General features: G+C 69.7%; 17 protein-coding genes. 13 read left to right on the top strand and 4 right to left on the bottom strand.

Annotated features, from left to right (window positions below; translation table 11 throughout):
• Positions 1–39 precede the first annotated feature (39 nt).
• Complete coding sequence (locus AVW09_RS17700; protein WP_022879563.1) at positions 40–210, bottom strand: hypothetical protein; 171 nt, start codon at positions 208–210, stop codon at positions 40–42.
• Positions 210–395, bottom strand: a complete 186-nt coding sequence (locus AVW09_RS09590; RefSeq protein ID WP_063257863.1) for a hypothetical protein — start codon at positions 393–395, stop codon at positions 210–212. The genes AVW09_RS17700 and AVW09_RS09590 overlap by 1 nt, the downstream gene beginning before the upstream one ends.
• 280 nt (positions 396–675) lie before the next feature.
• Here AVW09_RS09590 and AVW09_RS09585 point away from each other — a divergent pair, with 280 nt between their 5' ends.
• The 5 genes from AVW09_RS09585 to AVW09_RS09570 all read left to right on the top strand — a co-directional run bounded on the left by AVW09_RS09585 (position 676) and on the right by AVW09_RS09570 (position 4,248).
• Positions 676–1,320, top strand: coding sequence for a hypothetical protein (locus AVW09_RS09585; protein WP_156496048.1), 645 nt, complete (start codon positions 676–678; stop codon positions 1,318–1,320).
• A 33-nt stretch (positions 1,321–1,353) separates the two neighbouring features.
• On the top strand, positions 1,354–1,521 hold the full coding sequence (locus AVW09_RS17695) for a hypothetical protein (protein WP_156496047.1): 168 nt from the start codon (positions 1,354–1,356) through the stop codon (positions 1,519–1,521).
• 68 nt (positions 1,522–1,589) lie between these two features.
• Positions 1,590–2,159, top strand: coding sequence for an exosortase/archaeosortase family protein (locus AVW09_RS09580; protein ID WP_063257861.1), 570 nt, complete (start codon positions 1,590–1,592; stop codon positions 2,157–2,159).
• On the top strand, positions 2,159–3,511 hold the full coding sequence (locus AVW09_RS09575) for a glycosyltransferase family 2 protein (RefSeq protein WP_063257860.1): 1,353 nt from the start codon (positions 2,159–2,161) through the stop codon (positions 3,509–3,511). The genes AVW09_RS09580 and AVW09_RS09575 overlap by 1 nt, the downstream gene beginning before the upstream one ends.
• A 17-nt stretch (positions 3,512–3,528) precedes the next feature.
• Positions 3,529–4,248, top strand: a complete 720-nt coding sequence (locus AVW09_RS09570; protein ID WP_063257859.1) for a hypothetical protein — start codon at positions 3,529–3,531, stop codon at positions 4,246–4,248.
• 19 nt (positions 4,249–4,267) lie between these two features.
• Here the strand turns inward: AVW09_RS09570 and AVW09_RS09565 are convergent, their stop codons facing one another.
• Positions 4,268–6,139 carry a sigma-70 family RNA polymerase sigma factor gene (locus AVW09_RS09565; protein ID WP_063257858.1) on the bottom strand — a complete coding sequence of 624 codons (1,872 nt, stop codon included), beginning with the start codon at positions 6,137–6,139 and terminating at the stop codon, positions 4,268–4,270.
• Between the two features lie 107 nt (positions 6,140–6,246).
• Between AVW09_RS09565 and AVW09_RS09560 the strand changes: the two genes are divergently transcribed.
• The 7 genes from AVW09_RS09560 to AVW09_RS09530 all read left to right on the top strand — a co-directional run bounded on the left by AVW09_RS09560 (position 6,247) and on the right by AVW09_RS09530 (position 13,616).
• Positions 6,247–7,254: an Lrp/AsnC family transcriptional regulator gene (locus AVW09_RS09560; RefSeq protein ID WP_063257857.1), complete on the top strand. Its 1,008-nt coding sequence runs from the start codon at positions 6,247–6,249 to the stop codon at positions 7,252–7,254.
• A 125-nt stretch (positions 7,255–7,379) separates the two neighbouring features.
• A complete protein-coding gene (gene wecB, locus AVW09_RS09555) occupies positions 7,380–8,561 on the top strand; it encodes a non-hydrolyzing UDP-N-acetylglucosamine 2-epimerase (protein ID WP_082822909.1) in 1,182 nt (393 codons plus the stop codon).
• A gap of 240 nt (positions 8,562–8,801) precedes the next feature.
• Positions 8,802–10,058 (top strand): histidine kinase, encoded by a 1,257-nt coding sequence (locus AVW09_RS09550; protein ID WP_063257856.1) that lies wholly within the window; start codon positions 8,802–8,804, stop codon positions 10,056–10,058.
• The gene (locus AVW09_RS09545) at positions 10,051–10,737 is read left to right on the top strand and encodes a response regulator (protein WP_063257855.1); all 687 of its coding nucleotides are present in this window, start codon (positions 10,051–10,053) and stop codon (positions 10,735–10,737) included. The genes AVW09_RS09550 and AVW09_RS09545 overlap by 8 nt, the downstream gene beginning before the upstream one ends.
• 311 nt (positions 10,738–11,048) lie before the next feature.
• Positions 11,049–11,795 (top strand): 3-oxoacid CoA-transferase subunit A, encoded by a 747-nt coding sequence (locus AVW09_RS09540; protein WP_063257854.1) that lies wholly within the window; start codon positions 11,049–11,051, stop codon positions 11,793–11,795.
• The gene (locus AVW09_RS09535) at positions 11,792–12,439 is read left to right on the top strand and encodes a 3-oxoacid CoA-transferase subunit B (protein ID WP_063257853.1); all 648 of its coding nucleotides are present in this window, start codon (positions 11,792–11,794) and stop codon (positions 12,437–12,439) included. Before AVW09_RS09540 ends, AVW09_RS09535 begins: the two co-directional genes overlap by 4 nt.
• A 1-nt stretch (position 12,440) precedes the next feature.
• A complete protein-coding gene (locus AVW09_RS09530; RefSeq protein ID WP_063257852.1) occupies positions 12,441–13,616 on the top strand; it encodes a thiolase family protein in 1,176 nt (391 codons plus the stop codon).
• A gap of 3 nt (positions 13,617–13,619) precedes the next feature.
• Here the strand turns inward: AVW09_RS09530 and AVW09_RS09525 are convergent, their stop codons facing one another.
• On the bottom strand, positions 13,620–13,973 hold the full coding sequence (locus tag AVW09_RS09525) for an SdpI family protein (protein WP_197462603.1): 354 nt from the start codon (positions 13,971–13,973) through the stop codon (positions 13,620–13,622).
• Between the two features lie 51 nt (positions 13,974–14,024).
• Here AVW09_RS09525 and AVW09_RS09520 point away from each other — a divergent pair, with 51 nt between their 5' ends.
• Positions 14,025–14,831, top strand: a complete 807-nt coding sequence (locus AVW09_RS09520) for an IclR family transcriptional regulator domain-containing protein (protein WP_063257850.1) — start codon at positions 14,025–14,027, stop codon at positions 14,829–14,831.
• Positions 14,832–14,839 lie beyond the last annotated feature (8 nt).

Below are 14,839 nucleotides of genomic sequence, written 5' to 3'. Positions count from 1 at the left end.
GATCCCATCCACACGTTCTTGCCTATAACCCACGGATTCTCATCGATCGCGCGTGTGCGTGAGGAGGGCGAGGGCACGCGAAACCGTGTCACGCCGCGTCTCGATCGGCTCGTAGTGGTGGGTGAAGCCGTTCTCGTCGACCACGGTGACCGTCACGATCGCGTTGCCGCGCGCCGGAAGGAACGTTTCGGTGGCCGGTACGTGCCACATCACGCGTGCGTCGCCCAGAGGTACCAGCCGAAGACGACCGGCATCCAGAACCCCACGAGCGCCACGACCAGGCCGACGATGAACGCGCGAGCGTGCCCGACGGTCCAAGCGCGCTCGGCCGCCGTCGTGTCGTCGGCGGCCGAACTCTTCACGGGATCGTTCGCCCGACTGCTCTGCATCAGCATGCGTCTCTCCTTCCGGTGGACCCGATCTCCGTCGGGCCTGAAGGAGGGAGGCGCCTTCTGCCCGGGAATGACGCGAAACCCCGGCCATTCCCGGCGAACGAAGAGTTTCTCGGGTTTCGCGTCATGGCGTCGCCGCGTCGGCATCCTCCCCTTCGAACACGTCTGGCTGTCGGCTTCATCCCCTCGGTCCGGCACGGGTTCATCCACGAAGAACTGAGCAATCAGCCAACACAGGAGGAATCACATGAGTGGAATTTCACGCGCATGGAAGGCGGGTGCGGTGGCCGTTCTGGTCGCTGCAGCCGTGTCGGGAAGTGCGATGGGGGCGTCGGCGGCGACGACGATCGGTCCCGCCGATCCGAACCAGGTTCTGAGCCCGGGGCAGAGCGGCTTGCTGTGGACCCCGACCGTCGTGTCGTCGACGGCCGCGGGCACGGACGACGGTGCGAAGCTCGACTTCTTCGCGCCGCCGAGCACGACGTTCACGTCGGCCGACGTCACGTACTTCAAGCGCGACGGGACCGGTACCGTCGTGGAAACCGGAACCGCCGCCAACTGCACGCTCGTCTCGTCCACGCAGATCAGCTGCGATTGGACCAATCGCCTGACCATCCCCGCGACGACATCCTCGATCCGCCCCGACCAGTACTACCGCCTGCCGGTCCAGGTGAACGCGAACGCTCCGTTCAACACCCGGTTCGACGGTCGCATGGTCGTCACCCGCACCGGCACCGGCGCGCCCACCGACCTCTCCGTCACGTCGGGTGAGGGGACCTTCGGGTTCTCCACGCCCGCTCAGGCCGACAGCCCGGTGATCGACCCGATGGTGGGCGGCGGCGTCGCTGCGGCCGGCGTGCTCGGTCTCGGCGCGCTCGGCTTCACGTCGACCCGTCGCAAGCGTTCCGCCGAGTCCGCGGGCGTCTGATGGACGTGCGGAACGAGGCGGCGGGGAACAGCCGTGTATAGCCCGGGCGCCGGTGCGCAGCCCGTGCTCATCACCGGGGGAACCCTCGCCGCGACCGGCGGGGTGTCCCCCACGGCGGCACTCGCGGTCGCCGCGGTCGTGCTGTTCATCGGTGCGCTGCTCCGAATCCGCACGCATCGTCTCCACCGCACGAACCCCTGAATCCGCGGGGTCCGATCCGTTCAGGTACGAGTCGGACCCCGTGGTCGGGAGAAGAAAGGCAGGACGCCATGTCGTCCGATCAGCTTCGTCGCCGCCACCGCTCGCGCGAGCAGCGGGACAGGCCCGGGTGGGCGCAACGCGTGCTCGCCATCGTCGCGATCCTCGCCGCCGTGGCATCCCTCGTGTTCATCGAGGGGTTCGCGGTGGCCGAGGCCTTGGCGACGGCATTCTGGACCAATCCGCTCTTCGCCGGGGGTGTCGTCGCGGCCCGCGACAACTTCGTCGTCCAGGTCGGTGGCACCCCGATCGCGTTCCACGTGACGCCCAGTTGCTCGGCCGCGGTGCTCCTGGCCCCGGCGCTGCTCGTCTACGGGGCGATCCTGCTCATCCGTCGGATTCCGCTTTCGCGGGCTCTCCTGGCGGGAGCGACCATGATCGTGGTCATCGTCGTGACCAATCAGCTCCGGCTCGGACTGATCGGCTGGGCGAGCCAGACGTGGGGGATGGACCTGGGTTATCAGATCTCGCACCGGTACGTCGGTTCGGCGATCGCGATCGTGGGATTCACCGCCGGCCTCGTCCTGCTGGTGCGGTTGACGAACGGAAAGCTCCGCTCGCGGCGGACACGCGCCGTCTGATGCTGTCGCTCTTCTCGTCGATCTCGCTGGTGTTGACGGTCTCGTTCCTGACGTACGTGGCCTTCATCCTCGTGCCGTTCCTCCGGCGCAAGCCCGAAATACCCGGTGACCCCGACCGTTTCGAATGGCACATCTTCGTCCCGTGCCGCGACGAAGAGGCGGTGATCGCGACGACCATCCGCCGACAGCGCGAGCGGTTCCCCCGCGCGCACCTCTGGGTCGTCGATGACGACAGCGACGACGAAACCGCCGCGATCGTCCTCGCGCACGCCGCGACCGACGACCACGTGCACCTCGTCCGCCGGTTTCGCCCCGAGGCCCGCACGGGCAAGGGCGATGCGCTCAACAGTGCCTATTCCGCACTCAACGACTGGCTCGGCGCGGATGCCGACCGCGAGCGCGTGATCGTCTGCGTGGTCGACGCCGACGGGGAGATGGCATCCACCGCTCTCACCGCGGTCGCGTCCGAGACCTGTTTCGGCAACCCGCGAGTGGGGGCCGCGCAGATCACGGTGTGGATGAAGAACCGGGACGATCGCCATCCGTACCCCCACAAGGGCCGCGCCGCGAATGCCCTGGCGAGGTATCTCATCCGCATGCAGGACATCGAGTTCCGCACGATCATCCCGGCCATGCAGGCCCTGCGTTCGCGCACCGGCACCGTCGGACTCGGGGGGAACGGCCAGTTCACGCGATTGTCCGTGCTGGATGCCATCGCCGAACAGTTCGGGCGCCCGTGGCACGGCGCGCTGCTCGAGGACTACGAACTCGGGCTCCACGTCATCTTCGCCGGGTACGAGAACCGGCACGTCCACTCGACGTACGTCGCGCAGGAGGCTCTCCCGAGCCTTCGGCGGCTCATCGTGCAGCGTTCACGCTGGTCCCAGGGCAACATTCAATGCATCAAGTACCTGACCGAGATCCTTCGGTCGCGTCACTTCGACTCCGGTGGCGTCCTGGAAAGCGTCTACTACCTCTTCCTTCCGTTCATCCAACTCCTCGGCGCCGTCGTCTTCACCGTGCTGTGGGGTCTGCTGATCACGTCGTTCCTCGCGACTCCCGTGAGTTTCACGGACAACTGGACCTTCCTGGGCCTCTCGATCGTGCTCTGGGCCGTGTTCGGCCTCTCGCCGTTCTTCATCTGGGCCGTGATCTACAAGGTCCAGTGCGAACCCGGCACGAGCTGGCCCGCGACCCTCGCGCGCGGGTTCGGACTCTGGGTCTTCGTGCTCTACATCTTCGCGTCGACCGCCCGCGCCTTCTGGCGGGTCGTGCGCGGAAAGAACGGCTGGGCGAAGACGCGGCGCAATGCCGAACTCCATGTCGTCGGCCCGACGGCGAAAGACCACTGACCCGAAACGAAAGCCCCGTGAAGATGTCCGAACCAGACACCGCCCCGCTCGCCGGATCGTCGCGTACGTCGAAGAAGCCGCAGCGGCGCCCGAGTCGCCGGTCGCTCCTCGCGCCCCGCGCGGCTGTCGCCCTGATCCACGTCCTCACCCTCGTCATCGACCTCACGATCGTGGGCGCCGGCGCGGCCCTGTTGTGGCAGTTCGCCGGAACGACCGTGGTCGACGGACCATTCTGGCTGCGCGTGTGCGTGTTCCTCCTGCTCACCGTCCTGTTCGGGGTCCGCTCGGTCGCCCAGCGCGCACTCCTCGCGCGCCTGAGTGAGCGTTACATCGCGCGCTTCCGTGCCGCCGGCGTGCAGCTGGCGACACACACCGCCCTCCTGCTCGCCGGTGCGCTGTTCTGGTCGATCACCGGCAGCTACTTCCTCGGGTGGGTGGTCTGCTTCTCGGCATCCGTCATGGCCGTGGGGTACTTCTGGTTGCTCGTCTCGTGCCTCGCTGTCGAGCAGACGCTGTCGATGATCGTTCAGCGGTTGGTCGGGATGCTCGTCGGAGTCGTCGGGCTCATCGCGACCGCGCCCGTCCATGCCTGGGCGAACGGGATCATCGAGTCGCTCGTCGTGATGATCACCGGGGCGATCCTCCTGGCCACGATCACCCTCTTCTGGGGCGCGGCGCTCGCCGAGGACACAGCCGAGAAGGGGAGCGCCCTCGAGGGTGCGGACTCGGTGCGCTGACGCGGAGCGCGCGGTGCCCTCAGTCGTCCTCAGCCGTCAGGTCGCCCGTCACGCCCCAGGGCATGGTCGTCGCCCACCGGCCGTCGACGCCCGCCGTCGCCCTGCCCACGACGGTCGACGCCATGCGGACGGTCACTTCGTGCCCCGGCGCCGCTTCCCCAGCGATGGTGATCTGATCGCCGGTCGGGTCGATGGTGTCGACCACCGGTGCGCCCGCCGGGGGAGGGGACGGGACGTCGATGCTCCAGGGTCGGTCGAAGGAGCGCGTGGCCCCCGTCGCGGTCAGCTCGAGTCGTGCGGAACCGTGGAGCGAGCCGGAGGGGATGCCATCGGCAACGGCGACGCGGACGTAGATTCGCCGCGTGTCGCCGGTGCGCCAGACCCACTCCCGCGGATCGGCCGGATTCCCGCCGGCCGCTTCGACGCCGCATCGGAGAACGGACCCGTCGGCGTCGCTCGTGCAGCCGGTGAAGGCGAGGGCGGATGCCGATCGACCGGCCCCGGAGTATTCGTAGTCGTTGAACAGAGCCTCCTGCGGAGGGAACGTCACCCCCGCGGGTGCGTGGAAGACCGCGACGGACCCTACGACCCCGCCGGTTCGCTGGGTGAGCGGTTCCCCGTTGTTCTCGATCGCCACGATGGCGATGCCCTCGCCCCCCGCCCGAATGCTCGAGAGGGTGAACACCGTCGACATGCTCGGGGATGCCGTCTGCTCAGTCGTCGGAACCCCGCCCTCCTCGCGCGGTGTCGAGGGGGAGAAGTCGGGCTGAGCAGGCGGGGGAGGGCTCAGGACCGGGCTGCGGACCGGGCTCCGTGGGCTGTCCCCCTCGGCGGGCGGTGCCGGCTCGAGCGGCGCGGGGGTGGTGACCGCCGTCGGGACGGCCGGGGCGTACTGGCGAGTGGGCGACGGCGCGGGCTGAGCTTCGGCGGGGGTCGCGATCTCCGGAGTGGGGAGGCCGTTCCAGGCGGCCACGGAGGCGATCGCCCCAGCGGCGACGATCCCCGTCGCGGTCAGCGTCGTCGCGAGTCCGGAGCGTGCCGTACGCGCGAACCCGCGTACCGACACGCGAGGGCGGCTGGTCGTCGAGGCCGTGAGGGCTGCAGCGCTCGCGCTACTCGGCTGCGCGAACACCGGCGTGGTGATCCCGGTCAAGAGCACGAGCGCGCTCACTCCGATCGGGAGGACGGCGAGATGATCGGCGTCCTGGAGCACCGCGGAGCAGGGGGCACAGTCATCGACGTGGCTCTGGAAGCGGGCCCGCTGACGCGGTGTCAGCGCGTGGCACACGTACCGACCGATACGCTCCCGCACCCATCGATGCTCGCCCGTGCCCAAGTCCTCCCCGACGTGGGCTTGGACCCATGCCTGCTTCAGTGCCTCGCGCGCGCGGTACGAGAGGGCTGCGACACTGTTGGGCCGCAGGCCGAATCGTTGCGCCAGCTCGGCGGGTCGCTCCCCGTGGACCTCGGTCGCCCACAGAACCTGTTGCCACTGATCGGGGAGCGAGCGCAACGCGTCCTGCAGCTTCTCCCGATTGGCGAGCGCGACGAGGGAAGCCCCCAGATCGGCGTCGTAACCCGGTTCTTCGATGTCGTCGAGAGAACGCTCCCCGGGAAGCCTGGCCCATCGGGCCGCGATGTTCCGGATCGTGACGAAGAGGTACGGGCGGAGGGCCCCGGTCGGCCCCCCGCCGTTCTGCATGGCCGAGAAGATCCGGAGGAATGCTTCGGACACCAGGTCATCGGGGTCGAACCGGCGAGTCAGCGATGCCGCATATCGGCGTGCGGCGCCGTGGTGCTGTCGCCACAACTCGCGCATGGCCTCGGAGGATCCGGCGCGAGCGGAGTCGAGGAGGTGGCTTTCCTCGGGGGACTGTGCGATTTGCGTCATTCTGCGCAGCTCCTTCGGTCGTTTCGGGTAAACGGCCAGGCGACATGCTCACAACGGCTTTGTCTGAATAACGGAAATGCAGGAAACACGCCCGATTGGCCCATGCGATGCAGGAATTGAAGACGCTCGACGAGATCGATCTCGCGATCTTTCACGTGCTCGAGATCTCCCCCCGAGCTCCGTGGACCACCGTGGGCGCCGCGGTCGGAATCGACGCCGTCACGGCAGCGCGGAGATGGGAGGCGATGCGGGCGGCCAATCGTGCCTACGTGACGTCGTACCCGCTGTTCACTCGGGAGACCCACTTGACGTTCGTCGAGATCACGTGCCGTGCCGATCGTGTGCGGGACCTCGCATCGACGGTGGCTCGAGACCCCCACGCGCTGAGCGTCGACATCGTGAGCGGTCGGAGCTCGCTGTTCGTCGTGGCGGGGGCGGTGGGAGCCGCGGGACTCCAGCGCTTCGTCCTCGACCGGCTCCCCGCCCTCCCCGACGTGGACGCCGTCGTCTCGCATCCCATCGTCTCAATCCACCGGGAAGGAGGATTCGCCGCGGCCGGAACTCTGCCGCGCCGCGGCCGCGAGATCCTGCCGGAGGTGCGGCGGGGCACGCTCGTTCCCTCGGTCGCGCCCGTCGACGATCTCGATTGGCGGATCTGTCTCGAACTCGCTCGTGACGGTCGCGCATCGATCGCGCAGCTCTCGCGGGCGATCGGTGTATCGGCATCCATGATCGCCCGTCGACTGCGTCGACTGACCGCCGACGGCGCGCTGCACGTGCGCGCAGGTCTCGCCCCCTCCGCGTCCGGGGACGGGGCAAGGGTCTGGCTGGGCCTCCGCGTCCGTCCCGTCGACGTCTCCGACGCGGTGCGCGAAATCGCGCGCTTCGCGGGGGTGAGTTCGGTGAGTCTGGTCGCGGGCGACCACAACCTGTTCGTGGAGATCGCCCTGCCTCATCTGGCAGCTCTCGAAGTCTTCGAGGCGACGATCCAGCGGGCAGAGCCGACGATCCGCGTCGTGACTCGGATGGTCGTGCTCGACCATGTCCGGCGGGTTTCCCGGATCTTCGACGCGCGGGGCGACGCGGCCGAGTTCGCCTCGATCGATCTGCGCTGAGCGGTCTTCGATCCGCGTCATGTTCGGTGTCGCTCGCGCTCCTCCCTTCAGCGCCTTCCCGGCGCGTCGGAATGAACAGATTGCGAGGACACCGAGATGGTCAGGGTCGAAGCAAGGGCCGTGCGATGAGCCGGCTGGGGAAGGTCGCGGTCGTGTACGGCACGCGGCCGGAGATCATCAAGCTCGCCCCCGTCATCACACAGTTGGGCGACGATGCCTTCGTCGTCGATTCCGGTCAGCACTACGACCACGAGCTCTCCGGTCAGTACCGCGCCGTCTTCGGCATCGGTGAGCCCGACGTGCGTCTGGACGGGGTCGGGGGGCAACCGCGCGCCGAACAGATCTCCCGCATGCTGGTCGGTCTCACCCGAGTCTTCGAACAGCAGCGGCCCGGGATCGTGCTCGTTCAAGGAGACACCAACACGGTCTCGGCGGCGGCGCAGGCGGCGAACTACCTCGGCATCCCCGTCGGTCACGTCGAAGCCGGACTCCGCTCCTACGACCGGGCGATGCCGGAGGAGATCAACCGCCTCGTCGCGGGTGCGCTGGCCGACGTCCACTTCGCACCGACCCACCGCAGCGCCGTCAACCTCATCAACGAGGGCATCGACAGGGAGCTCGTCATGGTGACGGGGAACACGGTCGTGGAGGCGACGCACCGGGCGATCCGTCGAAGCAGCGTCCCGGTGGCATCCTGGTTCCCGAACGGGTCCATCCCACCCGCGTTCGCGGTTGCGACGATCCACCGCCCCGAGAACACGGACTCCGCTCCGGCGCTCGCCCGCATCCTGCGGGGATTGCAGGGTCTGGCGATGCCGGTGCTGTTCTTCGTCCACCCCCGTACCCGCGCGGCGATCGAACGCTTCGGGCTGCAGCGCGAGACGAACGGCTTGATCCTCCACGCGTCGCCGGCGTCCTCGGACTTCCTGCAGGTCCTTTCCGCCGCGACAGTGGCCGTGTCCGACTCGGGTGGTGTGCAGGAAGAGGCGACTGTCCTCAAGGTCCCTGTTGCGGTGATCCGCAACAGCACGGAGCGGCCGGAGGCCATCGACGCGGGGTGGGCGACGCTCATTCGTCCGGGTATCGACATCCCCGCGGCCGTCGCGCGATTCCTTCGTTCCGAGCGGCCCGACCCGTCGGTCCCCAGCCCTTACGGAGACGGCGCGGCCAGCCTGCGCATCGCGGCGGTCGCGCGTCTCATCGCGGCGGGACGAGAGCCGTCCGTCGCGCTGAGGATCGCGGCCGCCTACTCCGGGCAGGAAGCGCCGTCCGACGCGGTAGTGGACTCCGGCTCCGTCCCACGGTGATGCCCTTCCCGACCGAGGGAGTGCGGCGCCGCTCGACGTTTCAGGAGCACCCGGCAGCGCGACGGCACCGCGAACACGGAATGCGGCGAGACAGGATGCTGCTGGTTCTCGTCGCTCTCGCGCTGCTCCTGCTCGCGGTCGACTTCGGGACGTTGTTCGTGGTGGCTCTCCGGGCGCCCTGACCGAGATCGTCAGGACCCCGGATGGCGACGCGACCCCTTCGCCCGGTAGGAAGGTGCGATGGAGACAGTCGCCAGCCCCCGGGTCGTCTCGATGATGCGATCGCCGCTGTTCGCCGCCGTCGTGTTCGTCGCCACCGTCGTGCAGGTGTGCGGCGTGCCCGTCCTCACGCTGTTCAGTGGGGGCGGCACGTGGGACGGGCCGTTCACACCGGCGGTCGTGATCGTGCTCGTCATCCTGGCCTGCCTTGCCCAGGCCGCGAGCCTGATGCTCGTGGCGTCCCGTCCCGTCCTGGCGATGCTCGCGACCGTCGTCCTCTATCTCGTCGTCGCGGTGGGGCTGGCGGTACCGAACTGGGCCGGGCCGATGCACCTCGTGATCGCGATCGCGATGTTCGCCGTGGGGACCGCGCGTCCGCCCTCCGTCGCCGCCGCGTGGGCGGCTTTCGGCGTGGTGGGGGCGTGCGTGGTCCTGGCGGCGTGGGCGGCCGGGATCGGCACACCCGCCGACCGGGTGATCGGGTTCCTCCTCACGGAGGGGACGTCGTTGGCATCCACGTCGTTCGCGGGGGTCGCGCTCGGCATCCTGTGGGCGGTGCTGGAGCGACGCGCGGCGCGGGCGCGACAGCGCGCGATCGATCTCGAGGAGGAGCAGGCGGCGGCGATCGAGAGGTCGCGTGCCACCGAGCGGGCGCGCATCGCCCAAGAGCTGCACGACGTCGCGGGGCAGCACCTCGCGGGGCTGGTGTCGCTGTGCGACGCGTCTGCGGAGCTGGCGCCCGCGCACCCCGATCAGGCGTTGCGGCTCATCGAGGAGGTGCGCGCCGAAGGGAGGTACGCGGCGGCCGGCCTCTACGGCGCCCTGGGCGACCTGCGTTCCGTGGAGGACGTCGCGCACGCCCCGACTCCCGATCTCCGCGATCTCGAAACCCTCGCCCGGTTCTGGCGCGAGCGCGGGATGGAGGTGTCGCTCGAGGTCCGGGGCGATCTCGAAGATGCGCCCGTCGTGGTCTCGTCGACGGCGTATCGCGCGGTGCAGGAGGGCCTGTCGAATGCTGCGAAGCACGCTCCGGGTGCGCCCGTCGAGGTCCGGGTGACGGTGGATGCCGAACGTCTTCACGCCGCCGTCACGAACGGGTCTCCGCGGCACTCGCGTGCGGGCGAGGACGACCTCGGCCTCGGGTGGGGTCTGGAGAACCTGCGCGACAAGCTCGCACTGGTGGATGGAACCCTGGATGCCTCGGGCGACGAGTCCCGCGGATGGCACCTCGCGGTCGAGATCCCGTTCGTCCGCCCCCGGGAGATCGTGCGTGACTGACGAACACGCGATCCGCGTGCTCATCGTCGACGACAACCGGATCTTCCGACGAGGGGTCCGCCTGCGGCTCGACAACGTCGACGATGTCGTCGTCGTCGGGGAGGCGGCGACGGGGACGGATGCCGTCACGGCGGCACTCAGTGAGCGTCCCGACGTGATCCTCATGGATCTCGAGATGCCCGGTATGAACGGCATCGAGGCGACACGCGCCGTCATCGAGGACTCGGGCGGCAGAGTCCGCGTGATCGCCCTCACCAGCCACGGGGAAGACCACCTCGTTCGTCGCGCGCTGTCGAACGGCGCGAGCGGCTATCTCCTGAAGACCCACGACGGCGCGCAGCTCGTGGAGGCCATCCGCTCGGTCCACCACGGCGAGGGCGTGGTGTCATCGCGCGTGACGCGGGCGCTGCTCGCGGACGTGGTCCAGCGGCGGATCGGCGACGAGGACCGGGGGAAGGTGGCATCCCTGAGTCCGTCGGAGGTCGCGATCATCCGTCTGCTGAGCGACGGCGTCACCTCGAACGAGCACGTGGCGAAACGACTCGGGGTGTCGGTGAACACGGTGCGGACCCATATCCACGCGGCGCTGCGCAAGGTCGGCGTCGCGGACCGCACGCAACTGGCTCTGTGGGGCGTTCGCGTGCGCGAGGAACTCGTGCCGCGCGACGGCATCCGCTGACCGAGGGGGGAGGGCCGCCCCCAATGGCCGGCCCTCACCCGTCGGTGACGCAGGACCTTGGCGGCCGTGCGCGGAGACTGCCTCCGGCAGAGAGCCCGTACTGCCCGACGCCTCACTTGTTCCAGCTTGCGGCTGTTCGGGGTTAACCGAAGGGTGATCGCAGACCCGGCGCCCGGGATTTCGCCGGAGGCGGGACCAACGTGCGCAGGAATCTCATCCGATCGGATGAGGCGACGGGGCTCTGGTGCGCACACGTTCTTCGGCGTATGATCGCTGAACGAACACGTGTTCGCTCAACGAACAGGGGAACCATGATCGACAAGACCGTGCCGGACGTCGCGGCGGCCGTGGCGGGCATCGCCGATGGCGCGACCGTGATGATCGGCGGATTCGGCCGCGCCGGGCAGCCCGTCGAACTCATCGACGCGCTCATCGCGCACGGCGCCCGCGATCTCACCGTCGTCAACAACAACGCCGGCAACGGCGACACCGGGCTCGCGGCGCTGCTGAAGGCGGGGCAGGTGCGCAAGATGATCTGCTCCTTCCCGCGCCAGAGCGACTCGTGGGTCTTCGACGGGCTGTACCGCGACGGGAAGATCGAACTCGAACTCGTGCCGCAGGGGAACCTCGCCGAGCGGATCCGCGCGGCCGGCGCCGGGATCGGCGGCTTCTTCACCCCCACCGGGTTCGGTACGCAGCTCGCCGAGGGCAAGGAGACCCGGCGCATCGACGACCGCGACTACGTCCTCGAGTACCCGATCCACGCCGACGTCGCGCTCATCAGCGCGCGCCGCGCCGACCGCTGGGGCAACCTCGTCTACCGCGAGACCGCCCGCAACTTCGGACCGATCATGGCTGCCGCGGCGAAGACCACCGTCGTGCAGGTCGACGGAATCGTGCCGCTCGGCGACCTCGACCCCGAGGCCGTCGTCACCCCCGGCCTGTACGTCGACCGGGTCGTCGCCGTGGGCGAACGCCGCTGGCTTCAGGACGGCGTCTTCGTCGGCGGCGTCGACATCGAGGGGCGCCCGCTCGCCCAGAACGGAGCGGACGCATGACCACCCGCGTCTCCCGCACCGCACTCGCCGCGCGCGTGGCATCCGACATCCCCGAAGGCGCCGTCGTGAACCTCGGCATCGGAGCCCCGACGCTCGTCGCGGACTACCTGCCCGAGGGGCTCGAGATCGTGCTGCATACCGAGAACGGAATGTTGGGAATGGGTCCGGCACCGGCCGCGGAATCGGTCGATCCCGACCTGATCAACGCGGGAAAGCAGCCGGTGACGGCGCTCGCCGGAGCCGCGTACTTCCACCACGCCGATTCGTTCGCGATGATGCGCGGTGGCCACCTCGACGTGTGCGTGCTCGGAGCCTTTCAGGTCTCGGCATCAGGAGATCTGGCGAACTGGTCGACCGGTGAACCCGGGGCGATTCCGGCCGTCGGTGGCGCGATGGACCTCGCCATCGGGGCGAAGGACGTCTACGTCATGACCGACCTCCTCACCAAGCAGGGGGCGCCCAAGCTCGTCGAGACGTGCACCTACCCGCTCACCGGTGTCGGCTGCGTCTCCCGCGTCTACACCGACCACGGCGTCTTCGACGTCACCCCCGACGGCTTCCGGGTGCGGGAACTGTTCGGTGACAACACCCATGCCGAGATCGAAGAGCTCCTCGGTCTCACGTTGATCGAGCAAGGAGCCTGACATGACCGCCAGCTATGTCTACGACGCCGTCCGCACGCCCTTCGGTCGCGCCGGGGGAGCCCTGGCATCCGTTCGTCCCGACGATCTGGCCGCGCTCGTGATGAAGGCGACGATCGAGCGGACCGGGCTCGACCCCGCGCGCATCGATGACGTCGTCTTCGGGGATGCCAACCAGGCCGGGGAGGACAACCGGAACGTCGCCCGTTTCGGCGCGCTGCTCGCCGGCTTCCCGACCACCGTCACCGGGACGACAGTGAACCGGCTCTGCGCGTCGTCGCTCGAGGCCGTGATCCAGGGGTCGCGCGCGATCGAGTCCGGCGACGCCGACATCGTGCTCGCCGGCGGCGTCGAGTCCATGAGCCGCGCGCCGTACGTCGTGGAGAAGGCTGCGAAGCCGTTCCCGGCGGTCGGCAACGCGACGATGTGGAACACCGCGATCGGCTGGCGCATGACGAACCCCGCCCTGCCGAAGCACTGGACGATCTCGAACGGCGAATCCGCCGAGAAGATCGCGCGCGAGTGGGGCATCACGCGGGAGGCTCAGGATGCCTTCGCCGTCCGGTCGCACCAGCGCGCGGCAGCGGCCTGGGCGGCGGGTGTCTTCGACGGCGAGATCGTCCCCGTGCCCGGTGTCGCGCTGAGCCGTGACGAGGGCATCCGCGACGACACCTCGGTCGAGAAGCTCGCGGGGCTGAAGGCGCTGTTCGCGGCGGACGGGCAGGGGAGCGTCACGGCGGGCAACTCGTCGCCGATCAACGACGGCGCGTCCGCGGTGCTCATCGGCGGCGAGGGAGTCCTGGATGCCGAGCCACTGGCGCGGATCGCGGGTCGTGCAGCCCACGGCGTCGACCCCGACGTCTTCCCGATCGCCCCGATCGAGGCCGCCAACAAGGCGCTCGCCCGGGCCGGGAGGACGTGGGCCGACGTCGATTTCGTCGAGCTCAACGAGGCCTTCGCGTCGCAGTCGCTCGCGTGCCTCGCCGGATGGCCCGATCTCGACCCGGAGAAGCTCAACGTCCACGGCGGTGCGCTCGCGATCGGTCACCCGCTCGGCGCATCCGGCGGTCGCATCATCGGCCGCGCGGCGCACGAGCTCGCCCGCCGCGGCTCGGGAGTCGCCGTCGTCGCGATCTGCATCGGCGTGGGCCAGGGCCTCGCCGTCGTGCTGGAGCGGTGAGGGTCAGCCCCGGGACGCGTCGTCCTTCGCGGCAGCCTTGTTCGCCGCACTCACACCGCGCACCGAGCCGAGGATGAGCCCCACCACCACGGTGACAGTGGTGAGCAGGGGCGCCCAGTCCGCGACGCTCGGGAACACGAGCGGCGAGAGCGCGAGCAGCGCTCCGACGACGGCGAACACCGCATACGGAACGAGAGCCGCCGCGTGCCCCGCCCGCCAGGTCGCGTCGCTCTGCTGGAGCGCGGGGAGACGGATGCCGACCGCCCACCCGCGCGGGATCACCCCGCGTGCGCACAGCGCGAGAACGACGATCAGGCCCAGCCCGACCGCGCCGATGATGATGGCCCCCGGAGTCACGTGCACACCCTACGCCGGGTCTCCGGCTCGACCGATCGATAGGGTGAGCCGGTGACCGACGCCGAACCCCTCGCCTCCTCGCCGGAGGACGACAGCGACGGCCCCGGCGAGGTCGTCCAGGCCTTCGTGCGCGGGCTCGCGGTGATCCGCGCGTTCGACGCCGAAAACCCCGAGCTGACGCTCAGCGACGTCGCGCGCCGTGCGGGCGTGACGCGTGCCGCCGCGGGGCGGTTCCTCCGCACGCTGCAGAGCCTCGGGTACGTGCGGAACGACGGGCGCTCCTTCGCCCTCACCCCGCGGGTGCTGGAGCTGGGCTACAGCTACCTGTCGGCGCTGTCGCTGCCCGAGGTCGCGCAGCCGCACCTCGAGGCGCTGTCGCGCGCCGTCGGCGAGAGCGCGTCGGCGGCGGTGCTGGACGGCGCCGAGATCGTCTACGTCGCCCGCGTGCCCGTGCGTCGGATCATGTCGGTCGGCATCACGGTCGGCACGCGGTTCCCCGCCGCGATCACGAGCATGGGACGCGTCCTGTTGGCCGCGGCATCCGTCGACGAAAGAGACCGGATCCTGGATGCCGAGCCCCTGGCGCCCCGGACCCCCCGAACGCTGACCGATCCCGCCGCCGTGCGGCAGGAACTCGAGCGGGTGCGCGCGCAGGGCTGGGCCCGCGTGGACGGCGAACTCGAGCCCGGGCTGCAGTCCCTTGCGGCGCCGGTCCACGGCCGAGACGGGACGGTGGTCGCGGCCATCAACCTCTCGATGGCGAGCGGCCGGTACCCCGAAGCCGAGGTCACCGACCGGCTGATCCCGGCGCTGCTGGCCGCGGCCCGCGCCATCGAGGCCGACCTGCGGATGGCGTGACAGCACGG

The sequence above is a fragment of the Microbacterium sp. T32 genome, from assembly GCF_001619615.1.
Lineage (GTDB): Bacteria > Actinomycetota > Actinomycetes > Actinomycetales > Microbacteriaceae > Microbacterium.
The sequence above is the reverse complement of the archived record's forward strand: the minus strand, read 5'-3'. Positions and strand labels throughout refer to the sequence as shown.